The organism is Spirochaetota bacterium, from assembly GCA_035477215.1.
In the GTDB taxonomy this organism is placed as follows: domain Bacteria; phylum Spirochaetota; class UBA4802; order UBA4802; family UBA5368; genus MVZN01.
In genome coordinates, this window is sequence record DATIKU010000014.1 from 36,328 (window position 1) to 55,111 (window position 18,784).

General features: G+C 56.6%; 21 protein-coding genes. 6 read left to right on the forward strand and 15 right to left on the reverse strand.

Going from position 1 to position 18,784, the window contains the following annotated elements; all coding sequences use genetic code 11:
• Positions 1–163: 163 nt before the first annotated feature.
• The 3 genes from VLM75_02165 to VLM75_02175 are packed head-to-tail and all read right to left on the reverse strand — an operon-like array spanning position 164 to position 2,452.
• Entirely contained in the window at positions 164–1,069 is a 906-nt protein-coding gene (locus tag VLM75_02165) for a radical SAM protein (protein HSV95719.1), read from the reverse strand.
• Positions 1,070–1,083: 14 nt separating this feature from the next.
• Positions 1,084–1,896, reverse strand: coding sequence for an MnmC family methyltransferase (locus tag VLM75_02170; protein HSV95720.1), 813 nt, complete (start codon positions 1,894–1,896; stop codon positions 1,084–1,086).
• Between the two features lie 31 nt (positions 1,897–1,927).
• On the reverse strand, positions 1,928–2,452 hold the full coding sequence (locus VLM75_02175) for a gamma carbonic anhydrase family protein (protein HSV95721.1): 525 nt from the start codon (positions 2,450–2,452) through the stop codon (positions 1,928–1,930).
• Between the two features lie 118 nt (positions 2,453–2,570).
• Between VLM75_02175 and VLM75_02180 the strand changes: the two genes are divergently transcribed.
• Positions 2,571–2,750 carry a hypothetical protein gene (locus VLM75_02180; GenBank protein ID HSV95722.1) on the forward strand — a complete coding sequence of 60 codons (180 nt, stop codon included), beginning with the start codon at positions 2,571–2,573 and terminating at the stop codon, positions 2,748–2,750.
• A gap of 22 nt (positions 2,751–2,772) precedes the next feature.
• Here the strand turns inward: VLM75_02180 and VLM75_02185 are convergent, their stop codons facing one another.
• Genes VLM75_02185 through VLM75_02195 form a run of 3 tightly spaced genes read right to left on the reverse strand, consistent with a single transcriptional unit; the run spans position 2,773 to position 5,280 of the window.
• The gene (locus VLM75_02185) at positions 2,773–3,855 is read right to left on the reverse strand and encodes a 4Fe-4S dicluster domain-containing protein (GenBank protein ID HSV95723.1); all 1,083 of its coding nucleotides are present in this window, start codon (positions 3,853–3,855) and stop codon (positions 2,773–2,775) included.
• A gap of 26 nt (positions 3,856–3,881) precedes the next feature.
• On the reverse strand, positions 3,882–4,643 hold the full coding sequence (locus VLM75_02190) for an epoxyqueuosine reductase (GenBank protein ID HSV95724.1): 762 nt from the start codon (positions 4,641–4,643) through the stop codon (positions 3,882–3,884).
• A gap of 55 nt (positions 4,644–4,698) precedes the next feature.
• Positions 4,699–5,280, reverse strand: a complete 582-nt coding sequence (locus VLM75_02195; GenBank protein HSV95725.1) for a TetR family transcriptional regulator C-terminal domain-containing protein — start codon at positions 5,278–5,280, stop codon at positions 4,699–4,701.
• Between the two features lie 575 nt (positions 5,281–5,855).
• On the opposite strand from VLM75_02195, the gene iorA reads away from it, so the two are divergent.
• Positions 5,856–7,667 carry an indolepyruvate ferredoxin oxidoreductase subunit alpha gene (gene iorA / locus VLM75_02200; protein ID HSV95726.1) on the forward strand — a complete coding sequence of 604 codons (1,812 nt, stop codon included), beginning with the start codon at positions 5,856–5,858 and terminating at the stop codon, positions 7,665–7,667.
• Between the two features lie 11 nt (positions 7,668–7,678).
• Complete coding sequence (locus tag VLM75_02205; protein ID HSV95727.1) at positions 7,679–8,284, forward strand: indolepyruvate oxidoreductase subunit beta; 606 nt, start codon at positions 7,679–7,681, stop codon at positions 8,282–8,284.
• Positions 8,285–8,454: 170 nt separating this feature from the next.
• Here the strand turns inward: VLM75_02205 and VLM75_02210 are convergent, their stop codons facing one another.
• The 7 genes from VLM75_02210 to VLM75_02240 all read right to left on the reverse strand — a co-directional run bounded on the left by VLM75_02210 (position 8,455) and on the right by VLM75_02240 (position 14,886).
• The gene (locus VLM75_02210) at positions 8,455–8,874 is read right to left on the reverse strand and encodes a hypothetical protein (GenBank protein ID HSV95728.1); all 420 of its coding nucleotides are present in this window, start codon (positions 8,872–8,874) and stop codon (positions 8,455–8,457) included.
• A gap of 84 nt (positions 8,875–8,958) precedes the next feature.
• On the reverse strand, positions 8,959–10,122 hold the full coding sequence (locus tag VLM75_02215) for an iron-containing alcohol dehydrogenase (GenBank protein ID HSV95729.1): 1,164 nt from the start codon (positions 10,120–10,122) through the stop codon (positions 8,959–8,961).
• 27 nt (positions 10,123–10,149) lie between these two features.
• Positions 10,150–10,569: an SCP2 sterol-binding domain-containing protein gene (locus tag VLM75_02220; GenBank protein HSV95730.1), complete on the reverse strand. Its 420-nt coding sequence runs from the start codon at positions 10,567–10,569 to the stop codon at positions 10,150–10,152.
• Positions 10,570–10,591: 22 nt separating this feature from the next.
• Positions 10,592–12,451 (reverse strand): aldehyde ferredoxin oxidoreductase family protein, encoded by a 1,860-nt coding sequence (locus VLM75_02225; GenBank protein HSV95731.1) that lies wholly within the window; start codon positions 12,449–12,451, stop codon positions 10,592–10,594.
• A gap of 202 nt (positions 12,452–12,653) precedes the next feature.
• Positions 12,654–13,613: a fumarylacetoacetate hydrolase family protein gene (locus tag VLM75_02230; protein HSV95732.1), complete on the reverse strand. Its 960-nt coding sequence runs from the start codon at positions 13,611–13,613 to the stop codon at positions 12,654–12,656.
• A gap of 89 nt (positions 13,614–13,702) precedes the next feature.
• Positions 13,703–14,707, reverse strand: a complete 1,005-nt coding sequence (locus VLM75_02235; protein HSV95733.1) for a tRNA-dihydrouridine synthase family protein — start codon at positions 14,705–14,707, stop codon at positions 13,703–13,705.
• Positions 14,707–14,886, reverse strand: a complete 180-nt coding sequence (locus VLM75_02240; GenBank protein ID HSV95734.1) for a hypothetical protein — start codon at positions 14,884–14,886, stop codon at positions 14,707–14,709. Before VLM75_02240 ends, VLM75_02235 begins: the two co-directional genes overlap by 1 nt.
• Positions 14,887–15,112: 226 nt before the next feature.
• On the opposite strand from VLM75_02240, the gene VLM75_02245 reads away from it, so the two are divergent.
• Positions 15,113–15,601 carry a hypothetical protein gene (locus VLM75_02245; GenBank protein ID HSV95735.1) on the forward strand — a complete coding sequence of 163 codons (489 nt, stop codon included), beginning with the start codon at positions 15,113–15,115 and terminating at the stop codon, positions 15,599–15,601.
• Entirely contained in the window at positions 15,588–16,025 is a 438-nt protein-coding gene (locus VLM75_02250) for a hypothetical protein (GenBank protein ID HSV95736.1), read from the forward strand. Before VLM75_02245 ends, VLM75_02250 begins: the two co-directional genes overlap by 14 nt.
• 96 nt (positions 16,026–16,121) lie before the next feature.
• Here VLM75_02250 and VLM75_02255 read toward each other — a convergent pair whose 3' ends face one another.
• Positions 16,122–16,934: a ZIP family metal transporter gene (locus VLM75_02255; GenBank protein ID HSV95737.1), complete on the reverse strand. Its 813-nt coding sequence runs from the start codon at positions 16,932–16,934 to the stop codon at positions 16,122–16,124.
• 339 nt (positions 16,935–17,273) lie between these two features.
• Between VLM75_02255 and trxB the strand changes: the two genes are divergently transcribed.
• Positions 17,274–18,200 (forward strand): thioredoxin-disulfide reductase, encoded by a 927-nt coding sequence (gene trxB, locus VLM75_02260; GenBank protein ID HSV95738.1) that lies wholly within the window; start codon positions 17,274–17,276, stop codon positions 18,198–18,200.
• Here trxB and VLM75_02265 read toward each other — a convergent pair.
• Positions 18,197–18,622 carry a hypothetical protein gene (locus VLM75_02265; protein HSV95739.1) on the reverse strand — a complete coding sequence of 142 codons (426 nt, stop codon included), beginning with the start codon at positions 18,620–18,622 and terminating at the stop codon, positions 18,197–18,199. The genes trxB and VLM75_02265 overlap by 4 nt on opposite strands.
• Positions 18,623–18,784 lie beyond the last annotated feature (162 nt).

Below are 18,784 nucleotides of genomic sequence, written 5' to 3' on the forward strand. Positions count from 1 at the left end.
ATTTGGTTTTCCAGTGAAAACGCGCCGCCTTTTGAGATCGCCACGTCGGCCTGCGGCCTCCTCGCGATGACATTTTTGTCAGTTGTGCAACAATTCTAATGAAAAAACGATTCACACGCGGTTTCAGAATGCAGAAATCCAGCCCTTTTTGGCAAGAACATTTTTATCTCCATTTGTCAAGCCGCGAGAGTCCCGCCCTTCGCGCCCATTCAACCGCTTCGTCAAACTCGGCGATCGTCGCACGGCGGCGCAGGTCCGCGCACTCCCGCGCCCGGTACTCGGGGCGGTACTGGTCCATCAGATTGAGATAGGTGTTTTCAGACAGTGACGCGAGAAAGGCGATGACCCGGTCGGTTGCTGAAAGATTGTTCGGCAGCACCAGATGGCGCACCAGAAGCCCACGGTGCGCGATGCCGCGGCCGTCGATTTCGAGGTCGCCGACCTGCCGATGCATCTCGCGAAGCGCCTCCATGGCCCGAAGCGGATAATCGTCCGCGCCGCTGAGGCGTTTGGCCGTGTCGGCGTCCATGTACTTGAAGTCGGGCATGTAGATGTCGAACACGCCTTCGATCCGGCGGAGCGTGTCCGCCGAATCGTAGCCGCCCGAGTTGTAGACCAGCGGAACGCACAGTCCCTTCGGCACGGCGATGAGGAGGGCGCGGATGACCGCGTAAACCATGTGGGTGGGCGTGACGATGTTGATATTGTGGCACTCCCGCGATTGCAGTACGAGCATCATGCCGGCGAATTCATCGTATGTAGTCTCGTCGCCATGACCAAGGTGCGAGATGTCGTAGTTCTGGCAGAAGATGCAAAAGAGGTTACAGTGCGTCATGAAGATGGCGCCCGAGCCGCGCTTCCCCACCAGGCACGACTCCTCGCCGAAGTGCGCGTGGGAAGAGGATACGACGGGGAGCATGCCGCTTCTGCATTTCCCGGTTTTTCCGGCGGTGCGGTCGGCCAGGCAACGGTGCGGGCAGAGGTCGCATCGGGCCATGCGTTCGCGCAGCGCGGCCTCGATTTCCGCAAGTCGGCCGGTTTCGTACAGGTGAATATACGATGCTTCCATGCCTTTGGTCGTGGTTATGATTTTCTCCGCGCCGCCATTTCGTCTTTTCTGCGATTAAGTATTTCCTCGCGCCCGGCGGCGAGGGTTTTGTCGCGGTAGGGGGTCGCCTTTACGGAGCTCTGAAGCTCCCCGCGGGCCATCTCGTCGAGCGGCTCGAGGCGAGCTCCCTTCGTCGCCAGCGTTCCCTCTCGCTTGTGCCCCATCGCCGGCCCCCTCCCGATGACGAATCCGGCCTCCATAAGCGCCGCGCGTACCTGGAGCGCGCCGGAATAAGTGGTGAGCGTGCATCCATCATCCGCCACGCGGTAAAGCTCCCGGAAGAATTCGACCGTCCAGAGCTCCGGGTTTTTGGCCGGGGAGTACGGGTCGTGAAAGATGGCGTGGTAGCGCGATGCGATGAGATCACGGACCGTTTTCCTCGCGTCGCCGGTTAGCATCCGTACGGTGAAATTATCTTCGCGCACCTCGCTGTGTCCATTCAGTTTTTTCAGCATCCCGTAGAGCGCTCCCATCTCTCCCTGGAACGAAATACTTTCCATTATTTCAACGGGCGGAAGGTCCTTTTCAAGCGTAACGATTTCGAGTCTTTGGCCCCGTCCGTCCCGTCTGAATTCCGAAAGCAGAGCAAGTGTATTATAGCCGATCCCGAAGCCCACGTCAAGAACGCGCAGTGCGCCCTCATCGCGCGCGAGGATTCCCGAAGGGCGCACGTGCTTGACGAGCGCCTCGGTGTAGGCGCCGGAGTGCGTGTGCATCGCCTGGCCGTACTCGTCGGAATAGAGGGACGGGGTGCCGTCTTCGGTTGGGATGAGGTGGAGTGATTTCATGGTATATGCGGTGTTGGCCGAATTCTAATGATTATAGCCGGTCCATGCGTTCGAAAGATTCCCGGTATTTTTCGGCGAGGTCCACGTATGCCAGCTGGCCGAATGAGAGATAATCGTAATGCCGCTGCTGCAGATCGGCCACCTCGGCCGCCGGTATGCCGCGATATATCTTTTTTCCGGGCAGTGTCATGTTTTTCAGGACCATTGATTTTTCCGCGACTATCGCCCATTCGCCGATAACGCAATTGTCGCAGATCATCGCCTGCATGCCGATAAGCGCACAGTCCCGGATCGTCGCGTTGTGAATCATGGCCATATGGCCCGCTATGACGCGGTTGCCGATGAGGGTCTGTGTCGGGCCATGGATCACGACCCCCTCCTCGATCGCGCACTCGTCACCTATTTCAATCCTCCCGAAATCGCCCCTGATAACGGCGCCGAAGCCGATATAGCACCTGTCGCCGATGCGCACATCGCCTATCACATAAGCATTCGGGGCGATCCATGTCCCCTTGCCGATTACCGGCTTTTTTCCATCAAACGCGTATACCGGCATATACAGTACCTCTGAAAAAATATTTCGCTACCAAAAGGAAAACCGTTTATGCAACCACGCCATTATTTGAAAATGCGGCCGATGATGGCATCCAGACGGCGTACGACATGAGCACGACATGAGCACGACAGGGCAAGAGGCAATAAATGCCATTTCCTCCCCGCCGGACGACGTCACCCTCGAGGATATCATGTACCGGCTCAACGTCATCAACAAAATAAATCGCCGGCGAGAAGTCCTCAAAAACAGCGGAATCCCTGCCATCCACGAGCTCAAGCGGGAAGTCCAGTCGTGGTAATCCGGACCGAGCCCGCCGGGGACTACCGCTGCATGATCTTGATGAATTTATCGAACCGCCCTTTCTCCTGTGCGATCCTGACGCCCATCTCCGTGATGGTGGCCGGGATGGCGGGAATTGATTTCCGCTCGGCCAGATATATCGCTTCGGTCGGACAGCCGGTGACGCAGAGACCGCAGCCGATGCATTCCACGGCGTTGGCGACGGCGATGCCCTCCTTCATCTCGATTGCCTTTACCGGGCAGCGCTCGTCCGCGCAGACGCCGCAGCCGGTGCAGTCGGCACCGCTGACCCGGGCCTCGAAGCGGCTCGGCTCGAAGGCGTGGGGGTGCTTGATCTGTGTCTTGCCGCGCAGGACCGTGCAGCAGCAGGGGCAGCAGTTGCATATCAGGTTGGCCTTTTCCGCGCTGTTGTTGCTGGTGTGGACAAGGCCGGCCTCTTCCGAACGGTCCAGCACCCGCATCCCCTCTTCCCTGGTGATGTGCCGGGCGAATCCGCGCTCAACAAGGAACTCGCCCGCACCCTCGAAGATGAGGCAGACGTCTTTCGGCTTGTCGCATTTTCCCACGCTCGTGCGGCAGGCGCAGTCGGCAAGGGCAATGAAGTTTGCGCTGTTGATGAAGTGTTTCACTTCTTCATAGGGGTGGACGCGGTTTTCCGCCTTTAAAGATTTTTCCACGGCGACGACCCTCATGAGGGGCGTCGGGTTGCCGGCGAACGACGCGCCCAGCGCCTCGTGATGATATTCCTCCCAGAGCCGGCCCAGCCGCTGGTACATCGGCGAGCCGTCGCTTTTCATGAAGGGGAACTCGAACACGCCGGGGATGAGCGGCACCAGACCGTAGATTTTTTTCCCGTCTTTGCTTTTTGAAAAGAGTATCCCCTTGTTCGCCATCGCCTCGAGCCTCTTTTCGGTTTCCGGTTCCGGCAGTGATGCCGCCGCCGCTATTTTACCGATGCTGCCGGCCTTGAAGCTCATGGCTAACGCCACGGCAGCCTCATCGGGGGTGAAGAGAATCTTAAGGATTTCGATGATTGCCTTTGACTTCGGCGCGGTAGTGGGATGCGAATCGAGCACGTCCCTGAGTTGTTCGTACATATCCATGTGAGCCCTCCGATTGTAAATTGTTGTCACCTTCTCGCCGGGCAGGAGGCGTAGCACTTGAAACAGAAATATTGAAAGCCAATAAAACCGGCCTGATACATCATGAAAAAGTCTTTGGACAGGAGCATTTTTTTCTGCTCCTCCGGGGGCTTGTCGGCCCATTTCATCCAGAATCCGATTGTCTTCGCCAGGCCATAGGGCTGCGATGTCATAAGGCATTTTATAAAATCAGTCTGACCTTCCACGTCCAGGGCGGATGCCGGGCAGCTTTCCGCGCAGATGTTGCACCGGGAGCATATGTCCTCCGTCACCGGCGGGTCAGCGGGGAGCGCCAGGTCGGTCAGTATCGCCATGAAAAGCACGCGCGGCCCCAGGCGCGGATGGATCACAAGGTTGTGGCGGCCGAACGTGCCCAATCCTGCAGCGACCGCAGCATGCCGCAGGGACACATCGGCCACGCTTCTCTGGTTTTGCGGGCTCAGCTCCAGGGGGTACGAGAGGGGCACGGTCATGGCGCGGGCGCCGCATTTTGTTTCGAGAAACCTGGCCATCTTGTAGCTGGTTGCCCGGGCGAATTCCATGATGTCCAGACGGCCGTTCATGGCGACCTGGGGATTGGGGCTGTCTACATGGGACATTTCCTTGACGCATAAGACCACGATGGATTTCGCTTCAGGAAAAAGCGTCTCGATTTTCGGGCCCTGGGGGCTGTTGTAGTCGGATACTGCGGCAAATCCCGCGTCATCCACTCCGCAACTCATGGCGTATTTTCGTATTTCTTCTTTCATAGCCGCTCACCCTGATTGATGGTTTTGGTGTGTCCGGAGATTTTAATGCCCATTATCATTTAATAACACAACCGAACAGCATATCCTTGAAAACAACCAGGGGCGCAACGCTCCTCGACAGCTTCATGTCGATGAGGGCGCCTTCCCAGCCGTTCAGGATGAACATGGCAAGATTGCCGGCGCTCATGCTCCGGTCGATCTGGCCTTGTTCCTGCGCTTCCATAATGCACGCGCGGAGAGATGAGCGCATTTTGGAATATGCCTCGTTTAATTTCTCCCTGAGAGGTTCGCTCAAACCGCTCATCTCCTGCGCCAGGTTGCCGATGGGACAGCCGCTGAAGAATCGGGTGCCCCTATAAAATTGACAGCTGTCTTCGAAAAAGCGTTTGAGCCTGTCCAGGGGGAGGCTGCCTGTGTCACTCAGATATTTGTCGAACATGGCGGAAATGTATTTACTGTAATGGTCCACCAGGGCCCGGCCGAAATCCTCTTTGCTTTTAAAGTAAAAATAGAATGAGCCCTTTGGCACGGACGAGGCGTCAAGGATTTCCTGGATTCCCGTGCTTGCGAATCCTTTGGAATGGACAAGTTTTGCTCCATTAGTGAGGATGAGTTGTCTGGTGTCTTCTCTGGCCATGCAGGATCTCCACGATGAGAGTAGTAGACCGGTCGTCTATAAATTGTCAAGCATATTTATAATATTTTGGGAAAGTTCCCACTCCCCGGGACGCGTTTTCTCCCGACCCGAGTCCCACTGCCGGAAGTGCTCCCCCAGGCAATAAATGCGGAAATTTTTTCGATGATCCGTACCATTTTCTCCAGTCAAGGGCGTTTGGCATAATGACTCCCGTAAATACGCATACGATACCATAAGGCCGGGCATCGTGCCATCATCTCGTCTATGATTTTACGGCTTGACTTCTCGACTTGCTTCTGGCGTACTCCCTTCGAATTCTTGATGGTTACTCCTTGGTTTTATGGGAACCTCTATAATCAGTTTTTCGAAGTTCCCCCGTGGGTGCAACCGCTGGTGATATCAGGACTTACGATTATTTTAATAATGAATGTCCTGATTTTTCGAGGTACCCTTGGTATAATCCCAACCATGAATCACGGGTAATCGCCATGAATATCCACAAAACAGGGACGAGCCCATGAACATGTCACCGGGGAAAATTATTTTCCCGGTGAAATAACGGAGATGGAGAAAACATGAAAAAACAGATCATGCAGGGGAATGCAGCGATTGCAAGGGCCGCTTCGGACGCGGGAGTGAAGGTGGCGGCAGCCTACCCGGGAACGCCGAGTTCCGAAATTTTGAGAGATATAGCAAATACATACCCCGAGATATTTTCCGAATGGGCGCCCAACGAGAAGGTTGCCCTTGAAGTGGCAAGTGGCGCCTCATTCGCGGGCGCAAGGGCTCTCGCCTGCATGAAGCACGTGGGACTGAACGTTGCCGCGGATCCACTCATGACGCTCGCGTATACCGGTGTCAAAGGCGGGTTGGTGATACTTGTGGCTGACGACCCATACAGTCACAGCTCCCAAAACGAACAGGACAGCCGGCATTGGACCCGTTTCGGCAAGGTTCCCATGTTGGAGCCGGGAGACTCGCAGGAGTGCTACGATTTTGTGAAAATCGCCTTTGATCTCAGCGAGCAGTTTGACTCGCTTGTTCTGGTAAGGTCGGAAACCAGGGTATCTCACTCGGATACGGTGGTTGAGTTCGGGGAACGGGTGGAGCCGGCCGAACCGGCTGGGCTGGACAGGAAAGAGTGGCAGAAATACGTCATGGTGCCCATGAATGTCCGTGCGGCGCGAATAAAAGTCGAGGAGAGAATACGGAAACTTGAGGCCTTCGCTGATGAGTTCAAACACAACAAAATGGAGTTGAAAGATACGAAGATCGGCTTCATCTCAAGCGGCGTAACTTACAACTACACCAAAGAAATCTTCCCCGAATGGTCCAGCCTCAAACTCGGCATGGTATGGCCGTTGCCGAAAAAGATGATCGCGGAGTTCTTCGAAAAGGTGGAAAAGGTTGTCATAGTCGAAGAACTTGACCCTTTCTTCGAGACCGAGATCAGGGCAATGGGCTACAAGCCTTTCCGCGGGAAAGATGTCATACCCGTCATGTACGAACTGTCGCCGGACATTATCGAAAAAGCCCTGAAAGGGAATGAGTACAGGGAGCCGGAGACTCGCGTGAAACCGGAAGATCTTCCAAGAAGGCCGCCGAACCTCTGCGCGGGTTGCTCCCATAGGCCGCTTTTTTACGCGCTCAACAGGCTTGGAGCCTTCGTATTCGGCGACATCGGGTGTTATACCCTCGCCGCCGCCCCCCCCCTCAGCGCCATCCACACGACTGTATGTATGGGCGCCGGCGTCGCGCAGGCCCATGGGGCGATGAAGGCCCTCGGGAAAGAAGCCCTCGGCAAGGTTTGTTCAGTGCTGGGCGATTCCACATTCCTCCATAATGGTCTGACTCCCCTTATGGACATTGTTTATAACAAGGGGAACGCCACTACGATCGTCGTGGACAACAGAATTACCGCCATGACGGGGCAACAGGAGCATCCCGGCACCGGCTTTACCATAAAGGGGGAACCGACGTATATGGTGGATTATGAACAGATCGGAAGGGCTCTCGGCGTGAAGAGCATCCGGAATGTCGATCCTTATAATATTGCCGAAACCATGGAAGTGTTAAAGGAAGAGATGGATAAAGACGAACCGTCACTCGTGCTCTGCGTTGACGCCCCTTGCGTGCTTCTCAGAAGGGAGAAGAAACAGTTCGAGTACACGTTATATGCGATAGATGAGGACAAATGCAGGGGGTGTAAAATATGTCTCAATATCAACTGTCCCGCCATTAGCTGGCATGAAGGCGCCGGGGAGTCAACAGATGGCCATAAGAGGAAAGGGACTGTCCGTATCAATCCAGACCAGTGCGTAGGCTGCCGGGTCTGTCAACAGCTCTGTAAGTTTGAATCTATAAAACCCGTTAAAAAATCGCAATAGGGAGAAACAACATGAATGAAAATGAAAAAGTGACAAATATATTTCTCTCCGGCGTTGGCGGTCAGGGCGCGATCCTTGCGAGCAATATCCTCGCCGAAGTGTTCCTGAATTCCGGTTATGATGTAAAAAAAGCGGAAGTACATGGAATGGCACAACGCGGCGGAGAGGTCACAACCCATTTCAGGTTCGGGAAGAAGGTCTATTCCCCGCTGATCAAGCATGGTGATGTTGATTTCCTCGTTTCTTTCGAACTCCTCGAGGCGATTCGCTATATTAACTGGGTGAAGCCTGAAGGCAGGGTAATCATAAATAACCAGATGGTATTCCCTCCTGCGGTAAACCTCGGCCTGAGGGAATACCCGAAGGATGTGGGTGAGACTTTCAAAAAATATTTCAAAGGCAACGCATATATAATCAACGGGCAGGATATTGCGAAGAACCTGGGAAGCCTTCAGTCCGCCAATGTGGTGCTAGTGGGCGCCTTATCAAGTTTTTTCCCGGGGCTCAAGGAAGAGCTGTTTCTTGAGGCCGTCAAGGGGCTTCTTGCCTCAAAGCTCCACGACCTCAACATTAAAGCCTTTTACGAGGGGAAAAAGGCTATGGAACGGAAAGACTGATTAACCGCACAGGGGAAAGCGTTCCAGTTTTCTCAACCCATCAATAGGTTCATACGTCGCCGAATGAAAAAGGCGCCGGCTCTTTTTCTCGACATTTCTGCCTCCAAATTTAAAGGGCCCCGTTGCCGGGGCCTTGAAAATTACCGCCTGATGGTTACACAAGGCCGGATTTACATGACGGACATGATGACAGTTAAGCGTGTAAGCAGAATGGGATGGGAAAACATGCCCCGCACCTTGAGACGGCCTGTCAGGATGTGCGAAATGACCTTTAATCCCGCCTTATCGAAATAATACGGCAAGCCCCATTTGATTTTCAGGACATTCAGGTCCATTACCTGCGCAGATTCGGTCTTGATGACAAGCGCCGGTTTTCCAACGATTCCGGCATCGATGGTCATTTTCCCCCCGTCGAAACGAAGAGTCACCACCGCCTCGATATCATGCAAGTTCAAGGCTACGGCCCCTTTCATTTTCTTGAGGACCTCCATCTTGTCCGGGTGTTTTTCAATATTCTGGGTCATGAGATCCTCAAGAACATTTGAGAAAGGGACCTCATCCGCGGCCCTGTTTTCGATGAACTGGTTCATCATCCCCCCTGCTGTTGCCTTAAATTCCGGTTGTCCATCCTTCCGGGAGGCGGTCTTTCGACTGTCTCCCGGCATTATCCGCAATCAAAATGCTTTCTTGTAAATCTCCAGGACCTGCGATGAATCGATAACCATCTTCGGGTTATTCAGAATTGAGCCGTCCGACATGCACAGCTCCGACGCCCTTGGAAGATCCGCTTCTTTGACACCCACCTCGGAGAGTTTTTGTGGATGTTTGATGCGCTTTGTGAATGCCTTCATCGCCTTGACAGATTCCTTGGCGGCCGTCAGGTCGTCCATGCCGCGTTCCCGGACTCCGAAACCCTCTGCAACCATGCCATAAGCTTCCACTGCATCTTCAAGGTTGAAATTCATGCAGTGCGGCAGCAGTATACCGTTGGCGGTCCCGTGGGGCACCCTGGCGATGGCGCCAATGGAGTGCGCCATGGCATGGACAATGCCAACCAGAGCATTGCCGAAAGACCAGCCGGCCAACAGGGCGGCGATCTGAACCTGTCCCCTTGCCACCAGGTCGGAACCGTTGTCAACACATGCAGGCAGGTTCCGGCTCAGCAGGCGAATTGCATGAATGGCAAGGCCGTCTGCAATCGGTTCATGCTGTAATGAGTGAAGGGCCTCCACGGCATGGCACATGGCATCCATGCCTGTCCCGGCAGTCAGCAGAGGGGGGAGCTTTTCCGTCATTTTCGGATCGAGAATGGCAACGCGGGGTGCGTTGAACATCTCATTGGTCAAGACCTTCTGCCCTTTCGTTTCATCAAAAAGGACGGTCGCGAAAGTCACCTCGCTGCCCGTTCCCGCCGTCGTGGGGATGACGATGTGGGGTGTCACCGGTCCGCTCAGCATTCCTAATCCCTGCCAGTCCTCGCAGCGGCCGCCTTCCTTCAGGATGATGCAGACATTTTTTGCCGTATCGATAACACTGCCGCCGCCCAGGCTGATAATGATGTCCGCACCACATTCCTTGGCATAGTCGGCGGCGCGATTGACAGTCCCGACCCCGGTATCCTGCGGGATATCGCTGAATACGCCGACGCATTTTTTCCCCAGGGTATCTTTAACGACGTCAAGAAGTCCTGCTTTTATGATGCCCGGATCCGTCATCACGACGGCCCGGCCGCACCCCAGGGAACTCATCTCGACTTCGACCTCGCGGGATGAACCTACGCCGAAAACGACCCTGGTCGGTCCGTAATAAATGAATTCTAAATCCTGATCGTAAGCCATAGGTTTCTCCTTTAGATATGATAGATTTTAATCATCAGGGAAAACGGTGTCAAGGGCCGCCAGCAGGTCAACCACCTTGTTGACGGTTTTCACGTGTTTAACGACATAGGTCAGGTCGCCCTTTAATTTCAGCTTGCCCTGCATCAGGGCTTTCGTGGAATCCAGCTCCTTCTTGGCGACCTGCTTCCAGCGGATATAGTCGCCGCTCATCACGAAATTGGCGCTTTCCGCCTTGGCTTTGTCACAATAATGGAAGTCCTTCGCTTCGCCATGCCAGTAGTCCGTCCACATATAAACCGGGTCCGGTATGCCCTTGGATGGGTCGGGGTTTACGATGATGGACACGCTGCCTTCCCATTCTTTGGCAATCTCTTTGTATTCCTGTGAAGTCTGAATTGATTTCAGCCATGCATCCATCCATTCTTGTGAAAACGCTTTTAATGCCATACCAATTACCTCCTCCTTGATTTTATTTGTAAAGCTTTGATCGCAGCTCCTCCAGGCCCAGTTCTACAAGCTTTTCTTCCCTGGGGAATCCCCGTTCGTCAAGACCCCTGAGCGCATAATATTCGGACAGCAGGCGCTTCATGTCCGGAACCGATCCGGCTGCGGCCCCGTCCGTCAGGGGGGTTAAGACACGCCTGGGCAGGACATCGTCCTTCGAGGTTACCCCCATGAGGTTATTAATCCCCCGTTTTAGCGTCCAGTCCCTCATGCCGGCCTCGAGCAAATCTTTAAAGCCAAGGTTGAAACCGGTGATCGCGTTGAAAGCATCCCGGATGGTCTCCGGTTGCAGGACATAGACAAGGTAGTGACAGATCGATAGAGAATTACCGAGGATGCCGTAGTTTTCAGAATTGTAGATGAGGACGGCCTTTTCATCGCTTATCTGACCGTTGTAGTCATCCTTCATATCAAACAACTGCGGCCAGGAGGCCATCCCCTGTTCCGTCGCGAGCGCGGCATGTTGAAGATGGCAGGCTCCCCGGTTTGACATCATGTAGGCGAGCCCCATGCCATGGAATCCCCGCGGATCGTGCATGGGGAGATCCAGGCCTTTGACATGAATGACGGAATCGACCGCGTCCTTGCCGATTTTCCTTGCCGCATTGAGCGAGCCTTCCGCAAGCGTATCACCGAATCCTTCCCGGTAGGCGATCTTTTTCAGAAGCGGCATAACGGCCTCCATGTTTCCCCAGGCGAGGTCCAGGCCGTCCACATCGCCTTTGGAAAGGGTTCCCTTCTCATAGAGCTCCATGGACAGGGCGATTGCCGAGCCGCAACTGATCGTATCCATTCCGTAACGGTTGCATAATTCATTGGCCTTGATTACGGCGGTAAGATCCCCATTCATGAGCATGGTCCCGAAACTGCCGCAGGTCTCGTATTCGGGCCCCGGACCTTCCTCGGTTTGATAGGGCCCTTCCTTGACGACGACGACGCGCTTGCAGGCCAGGGAACAATGCGAACAGGCATGGGCCCTGGTCAGGTATTTCTCACTCAACGTGGGGCCGCCGAGGCTTATCGAGAGATCGAAATCTTCGCCCACGCTCCAGTTCTTAATGGGGACATCGCCACTGAACATTCCCGTGACCATGGCGGCATCCGATCCCATCGCGTGCAGGGAGCCTGCCAGTGTCGAGTCCTTGATCTCCTGGACGGCGGCCCTGGCAAGCTCCTTGTACCGGGCGTCATCGGCTTTTTCAAGGCGCTTGGATCCTTTGGCGATAATGGCTTTTAATTTCTTCGATCCCATTACAGCGCCGAGTCCCGTCCGTCCGATAAAATGGCCCTTGTCATTCCCGATGGCGGCGAATTTCACGAGATTCTCACCCGCGGGGCCGATTGCCAGGACTTTGATGGATTTATCGGGGGCCTTCAGGATGTCGGTTGTTTCGTAGATATCCTTCCCCCAGAGATCGGATGCGTCGATAAGCTTCGCCGTACCATCAGTCAATGATAGATAGACCGGCTTCGGTGACGCGCCGGTGATAACGATGCCGTCGTAGCCGGCCCGTTTCATTTCGGGGCTGAATGTACCGCCGCAGGCCGCTTCACCCCAGATCCCCGTCAGGGGGGATTTCGCGCATACGGCAAACCGGGAGGTCCCCGAGAAACCGCTTCCCACCATGGGCCCGGTCATAACCATCAGCGGACTCTCCGGGGCCAGAGGATCGGCGTGCAGGTTGTAAGAGTCTATGTAGAGTTTTGCACCCAGGGAAGATCCACCGATGAATTTCCGCAATACCGCATCATCGATGATGAAGTTTTCGCAAACTCCCGAACTTAAATCAACGCGCAAAAATTGACCTGCATATCCCTTAGCCATATGGAAACCTCCTTATTTGAATTTCTGATCGCCGTATTAACGCCAAAGTATAAGATGGACAATATTTCAAAAATCGAGCTAAGGAATTAATACCGCTAAGAATTACACCTTTGGCGTGAAAAATCAAGAGTTTAATGAGGGCAGTAAAAAAATTGGTACTATAAAGCGTCCCGCAGGCACGGATAATCCCCGGGTGGTTTGCTCATTTTACAAAATTCCTCTGCACCCCCAGATCGACCACGCCGTCCGCGCTCCGTATGCGCGCCTCGATGCGGTCGCCGCGCATCAGATATTTCGGATTGTGCCGTCGCTCGCCCTTGAGGAAGCGCGCGATGCGCTCGCCCTGGGGTATGCCCAGTATCTCGGCGATGCGTGCGCGGAAGTGCGAGGGCCGGCCCAGTGCCACCCCGCACGGCGTGCCGGTGGCGATGACGTCGCCGGGCAGGAGGTCGAATTTTTCCTGGAGGCAGCGGATGAGCTCGTGGGGTTTGAAGATCATGTCAGCGGTCGTGCCGCGCTGGCGCTTGTAGTCGTAGGGGGCGCCGAGTGCGTTGTACACCGAAAGCTCGAGCTCGAGCGCGTAGAGGCGCGAAAGGACCAAAGCGTCGAGGGTCTGGATGACCGGTCCCAGGGGCGCGAAGGTGCGGAAGCTCTTGCCGAGGAACCACTGTCCCGCACTCAACTGGACGTCGCGCGCCGAGACATCGTTCATGATGGTGATGCCAAGGATGCAGGCCGGAAGGTTGTCCGCCGTCACTACGTCGTTTCGGCCGATGCGCGCGCCGATGACGAGCGCGAGCTCCACCTCGTAGTCGAGGAGCGTCACGCTTTCGGGGTAGATGATGTCGTCGTGCGCTCCCGCGAGCGCGCCCCCCGACTTGGTGAAGAAGACAGGGCTCGCCGGGATGGGCATGCGCACCTCCGCGGCGTGGTCGCGGTAGTTAAGCCCCGCGCAGTAGACGTGCGCGCGCTCGTCGGCCGGGGGAAGGAGCGTGCACTTTTCAATGGGCACACCGCGTCCCGTCGGCGCTTTTCCGGCCCGGGCGAAACGGAAGGCGGTTGCCGCAGTGGTGCAGCCCGCGACGGGGTATGCCTTTCCATCGCGCTCAATTCCCCAGCAGGGTTGTTTTAATCCGCTCCAGGTGAATTTGATCAGCCGCATGTCGTCCTTCCGTGAATATGGTCCAAGAATTTATCAGATGTATGTTCGACGGTACGCGTCAATCACTTATCGATGCCGCGGCCGCCATCTCATCCCGCCGCCGCGTCGTCGCGGGCCTTCCCGGGGCGTATGACGAGCGTTGCCTCGTCGGGGTGCGCGTCGTAGTAGTCCATTACGTGCCTGGCCATCCCGTCGATGTCCGTTTCTTTTCGTATGCGGGTGAATAGTTCGTGGGAGAAATAGGCGTTCTTCGAAAAATAGAACGCGAAGCGGTGGCCGCGGCTCTTGTGCAGATGTGCGGGAAGAGAGTCGCGCAGTTTGTGGAGCACCGTTATGAAGATTTCGCGTACGTCGATGGCGTGCACGCGCTCGACGCCCGCAAGGAGTTCCGTGCAGAGCATGAATATCCACGGGGATTTCACGGCCTCGCGCCCGATCATGACCGCGTCGCATCCGGTCTCGCCCAGGCGCGCGACGGCGCCGACGGGCGAGATGATGTCGCCGTTACCGATCACCGGGATGCGGAGCGATTCTTTAAGGAGCAGAACGAGCTTCCAGTCCGCTTTGCGGCGAAAGCCCAGCCTGCCGTGGCGCGGATGAAGCGTGATGTGGTCCACTCCCTCGGACTCAAGCATGCGCGCGAACTCGACCAGGCGCACGGGGTCGCTCGAGTCGTAACCCGCGCGCATCTTGACTGAAAGTTTTATGGAAACGGCCCTGCGGCAGGCGCGCACGATCTCCCGCGCGCGGTCCGGGTTCCCGAGCAGCCGCGCGCCGGCGCCGGTCTTGGCGATGTCGGGGGCCGAACAGCCCATGTTGATGTCCACCGCCCAGCATCCGCGCTCCTGGAGCATGCGCGCGGCATTGGCCATCACCTTCGGCTCGGTGCCGACGATCTGGTAGCCGAAGGGCTCCTCGAATTCGCGTTTAAGAACAAGGGGCTCGTTATGCTTCGACCTGGCGACGATGGCGGCGGCCGAAAGCATCTCCGAGCACAGCACGACCCCGCCTCCGAAGCCTTTTATGGTTTCGCGAAGCGCCGGTGTGGTGAGCTCGGCCATGGGGGCGCAGAAGAAACGGGCGGGCAGGGTCATCACTCGTAGGCCGGTTTTCCGTAGACCTCTTCGTAGGCCCGGCAATAGGGGCAGATGCGGCGTTCGAGTTTCACGAGGCGGTAAAGGAAGCCGCGGCCCTTTTTACGGGCGCGGGTGCAGACAGGGCATTCGTTCTTGCAGACGCCGGCCCTTTTTTTAAGCCTTTCGTCGCTGCTCATGGGTATACATCCTTCCGGTTCGTTAATTCAATGCCCGATATTTCGGGGGTGTGGCCGCGTGCGGTCAATTCATTTTTATGAGCTCAAGTGGCGCGGTTTGGGGCTGATTTTTATTTTTTCTTGACGAAACATTCACGGCGTTCCAGATACAATAGTGTTGCCGGAGGATTCGGGAGCGATTTTCGATACCGGCGATGAAGCGGATCCGTTTACTGGAGAAAGCCTGATGAAACGATCGATCGCACTGGTCTCACTGTTTCTCGTCGCGGGATGCGCCCGCGCACCGGAGAAGCTTGAATCGCCCCGACTGGTGATTCAAACGACGATCAAAGACAACAGCGTGTATTTTACATTGAACCTGGCGGGGGGCCTCCGGAACGAGAACAGCGACAGGGTCTTTTTCGATTATTCGGCCGACGTGGTGTTCAGCGAGAAGGGGAAGGCGCTTCCGGAGTCGCCGTTCAATCCCGTGCGCGTCTCGGTGCCGGCGATATTCCCGTTCGAAACGGTCCCGGTCTCGGTGATCGCCAGCGGTACCGAGAAGGACGTACGGCCGCTCCTGGACATGCTCGAGATCAGCTACGACGAGGTGGTTAAAAGCGGGGCGACCGAAGAGATATACGTGCCGGACGAGGATATAGAGCTTAAGCGCGTGACGTTTCGCCGGGAAAACATACATTCCGTACTGAAAGGGAAGGCTCATGAAAAAAATTGACGACTCGGGGCTTTATCTCTGGTTTGCCCTTATAACCCTCGGCATAGCCCTTGTGTGCGGTGGGATCGCCGGTTATTCCATGCTTCGTGTCGAGCCGAAGATAAGCGCCCTTCTTGCGGCCGAGAACGATGTGGCCGCGGCGTATAAAGAGGCCTACCTTATGCTTCGCGATCCGCAGATCTTCGCGCGCTACGAGAATTTCGACGTCGCCGCGCAGCCGGTGAAGTTTATTTTGCGCGATTTTGACCGGCGGGTGTCCGGCGGCGAGGAGCTTGCAAAAGACGACGGGTTGTATCTGGGTATATTGCTCGAGCGCCGCCAGCTTGGCTCGGCGCTTACCCGCAACACCGCGGTGTTCTTCGCGCTCCTCTCGGCGCTCGGCCTGGGCCTGTTTCTTTACGAGCGTCGTTCTCTGAAAAAGTGACAGGCGTACATTCGCCGATGAATGGCGTCGCCGTGAGATCGCGGCGGCGCCGGAAACGTTCGAATCTTTTTTCCCGCGACGTCGGACTGGAATCCTTTAACCCAGCGCAACATCGAGAATCATCATTATCGTAAATCCCACCATTACCCCCATGGTGGCCAGGTCGCCGTTGCCGCCCGACTGCGACTCGGGTATCACCTCCTCGACCACCACGTAGATCATGGCGCCGGCTGCGAAGGCGAGCGCGTAGGGCAGGATGGACCGGGCTGCCAGCACGATTGACGCCCCCAGCACCCCGGCCATCGGCTCGACCATGCCCGACATCTGCCCGTAGAAAAAGCTTTTACCGCGCGCCATTCCCTCGCGTCGAAGCGGGAGCGACACCGCCATGCCCTCCGGGAAATTCTGAATGCCGATACCGACGGCGAGAGCGATCGCCGACGCGAGGGTGGCCGAGGGCAGTCCGGCCGCTACGGCGCCGAAAGCGACGCCCACGGCAAGCCCCTCGGGTATGTTATGCAGGGTTATGGCGAGGACCAGGAGCGTGCTCCGCTGCCACGAGGTCTTGACGCCCTCGGCCTCGTTTACGGGCAGGAAGCGATGCAGGTGCGGGAGCACCCGGTCCATCAGGCGGAGGAATATCCCCCCCGCCATAAAGCCCGTGGCCGGAGGTACCCAGACCGGCAGCGGGCCTGCCTCGGACATCTCTATGGCCGGGGCGAGGAGCGACCAGTAGCTGGCCGCGATCATGACGCCGCCGGCGAAGGCGAGGGCGAAATCGAGTACTTTACGGTTCGCCTCCCTGCCCAGAAACACCAGCGATGCGCCGAGGGCCGTTAGGCCCCAGGTAAAGCAGGTCGCCATGAGCGCCTGCATAATGGGTCCCTGCGATGTGAAGAATTCGATCATGGATCGGCTTCTCCGGTGTTTTCAATATGAGCGAATGCCCCGTAAATCTTCTTCCGGTTTTAATTTATGCCCGGTAGAAATTGGTCTTCCCTGTGATCTCGTTTCTCCGTGGAGAGAGCACTTTTTTTATGGTAAAGATGGAACGGCTTTTTAAATCCGTGACAGGGATGGCGCCGGTTCGCCCGCCCGACAACACTGCCGATTTTAAGCAACGGGGCCCGGCTGTTCAACCAAAATTTAACGCCGATATGTACGGTTGCAAAATATGGTTGCAAAATTCGTTCCGAGTGCCGAGTCTTTGCCGGTCGCCGGTCATACAATCGTTGAAGGAGCGGATCGATGAAGGATCTTGTAATAGTCGGCGCGGGCCCCGCCGGGCTTTCCGCGGCGATCTACGGGATGCGCGCGGGCATCGACCTGGTGGTGCTTGAAAAGCTTGCGCCGGGCGGGCAGGTGATGACCACCTACGAGGTCGAAAACTATCCCGGTTTCGTCGACCCCGTCCCGGGCTGGGAGCTTATGAGCTCCATGGAAAACCAGGCGCGGCGTCTCGGAGCCGGGATAGTGAGCGGTGAGCTGTCCACGCTTCGCCGCAACGAGGCTGAAAACTGCTTCGAGATTTCTATCGTTGGCGGGGAACCGATCCGCGCGCGCGCGGTCATCTGCGCCACGGGCGCGTCGCTTCTCAAGCTCGGCGTTCCCGGCGAGGCCGAGTTTACCGGCCGGGGGGTGTCGTACTGCGCCACCTGCGATGCCGCGTTCTTTAAAGGCAGGGTCACCGCGGTTGTGGGAGGAGGCGACACGGCGCTCGAGGAGGCGCTGCATCTGACGCGCTTCGCCTCGAAGGTATACCTGGTGCACCGGCGCGACGCCTTCCGGGGCGCAAAGCTTCTACAAAAGCGCGTGCTTGAAAACGGAGCCATCGAACCGGTGTACGATTCGGTGGTGCGCTCCATCAATGGCAGCGGCAAGGTCGAATCGATCAGCCTGGAAAATAAACAGACCGGCGCCAAGAGCGATCTGCCGGTCGACGGCGTGTTCATCTTCGTGGGCTACCGGTCGAACACCGAGTACATTCCGGGCGAGATCCTCAACGACTACGGAGAGGTGATGGTCGACATGCGCATGCGCACCTCCATTCCGGGCCTCTTCGCCGCGGGCGACCTTCGAAGCGAATCGATCAGGCAGATCGTGGCGGCCGCGTCCGACGGCGCAACGGCCGCGCTCTCAGCGTACGACTTCCTGGAGGGGCTTGCGCGGGCCTAAAACCTGATGCCCAGCACCTGATGATAGGCCTCGCCGTTCATCTCCACGCGCTTGTACACGAACTTGAGTACCGAGAGCTTTTTGAATCCCGTTTCGGTTTCCGATTCCGACTCCCATATAAGACCCCACAGGCTCCCCGTCGAGCTGTAGCCGCGCTCGGGTTTCACGAGGTGATAGTAGGGGATGCCCAGGAGCAGCATCTGTCGATCGTAGCTCTCGGCGGGTTTCAGGTTCCGATACCACAGCGCGCCGAGTCCCCACAACTGGAATTTGTCTCCATCGCTCTCGGCGCTCACGTAGGTGAGCAGCGGCGGAATGCAGAGCACCCATTCGTTCGGATCGCTTCTGTAATACCAGAACGGAAGGAAGTTGTGCCGGAAGTAGTCGCCGTCGCGCTTCAGGTTGTAGATGAACCGGAGCACGCTTAGGTCGTACCCGCTTCCCGTGCTCGACCATTCGTGGTTCAGCAGCAGCCCGTAGGCGAGCCGGTATGCGCGGATCTCCGGCGATACCTCGTAGCTTAATAAATTCAGTGCAAGGCCGTAACGCTCGTGTCCCGTGCCGCCCTCCGGCCATTTGTACGA

Excerpts from the sequence above, each read along its gene's own strand:
- VLM75_02165 (HSV95719.1), bottom strand. The coding sequence starts at position 1,069 with ATGGAAGCATCGTATATTCACCTGTACGAAACCGGCCGACTTGCGGAA.
- VLM75_02230 (HSV95732.1), bottom strand. The coding sequence starts at position 13,613 with ATGCGGCTGATCAAATTCACCTGGAGCGGATTAAAACAACCCTGCTGG.
- VLM75_02220 (HSV95730.1), bottom strand. The coding sequence starts at position 10,569 with ATGGCATTAAAAGCGTTTTCACAAGAATGGATGGATGCATGGCTGAAA.
- VLM75_02255 (HSV95737.1), bottom strand. The coding sequence starts at position 16,934 with ATGATCGAATTCTTCACATCGCAGGGACCCATTATGCAGGCGCTCATG.
- VLM75_02190 (HSV95724.1), bottom strand. The coding sequence starts at position 4,643 with ATGAAAGAAGAAATACGAAAATACGCCATGAGTTGCGGAGTGGATGAC.
- VLM75_02235 (HSV95733.1), bottom strand. The coding sequence starts at position 14,707 with ATGACCCTGCCCGCCCGTTTCTTCTGCGCCCCCATGGCCGAGCTCACC.
- VLM75_02205 (HSV95727.1), top strand. The coding sequence starts at position 7,679 with ATGAATGAAAATGAAAAAGTGACAAATATATTTCTCTCCGGCGTTGGC.
- VLM75_02175 (HSV95721.1), bottom strand. The coding sequence starts at position 2,452 with ATGCCGGTATACGCGTTTGATGGAAAAAAGCCGGTAATCGGCAAGGGG.
- VLM75_02210 (HSV95728.1), bottom strand. The coding sequence starts at position 8,874 with ATGAACCAGTTCATCGAAAACAGGGCCGCGGATGAGGTCCCTTTCTCA.
- trxB (HSV95738.1), top strand. The coding sequence starts at position 17,274 with ATGAAGGATCTTGTAATAGTCGGCGCGGGCCCCGCCGGGCTTTCCGCG.
- VLM75_02215 (HSV95729.1), bottom strand. The coding sequence starts at position 10,122 with ATGGCTTACGATCAGGATTTAGAATTCATTTATTACGGACCGACCAGG.
- VLM75_02225 (HSV95731.1), bottom strand. The coding sequence starts at position 12,451 with ATGGCTAAGGGATATGCAGGTCAATTTTTGCGCGTTGATTTAAGTTCG.
- VLM75_02185 (HSV95723.1), bottom strand. The coding sequence starts at position 3,855 with ATGGATATGTACGAACAACTCAGGGACGTGCTCGATTCGCATCCCACT.
- VLM75_02180 (HSV95722.1), top strand. The coding sequence starts at position 2,571 with ATGAGCACGACAGGGCAAGAGGCAATAAATGCCATTTCCTCCCCGCCG.
- VLM75_02250 (HSV95736.1), top strand. The coding sequence starts at position 15,588 with ATGAAAAAAATTGACGACTCGGGGCTTTATCTCTGGTTTGCCCTTATA.
- iorA (HSV95726.1), top strand. The coding sequence starts at position 5,856 with ATGAAAAAACAGATCATGCAGGGGAATGCAGCGATTGCAAGGGCCGCT.
- VLM75_02195 (HSV95725.1), bottom strand. The coding sequence starts at position 5,280 with ATGGCCAGAGAAGACACCAGACAACTCATCCTCACTAATGGAGCAAAA.
- VLM75_02245 (HSV95735.1), top strand. The coding sequence starts at position 15,113 with ATGAAACGATCGATCGCACTGGTCTCACTGTTTCTCGTCGCGGGATGC.
- VLM75_02240 (HSV95734.1), bottom strand. The coding sequence starts at position 14,886 with ATGAGCAGCGACGAAAGGCTTAAAAAAAGGGCCGGCGTCTGCAAGAAC.
- VLM75_02170 (HSV95720.1), bottom strand. The coding sequence starts at position 1,896 with ATGAAATCACTCCACCTCATCCCAACCGAAGACGGCACCCCGTCCCTC.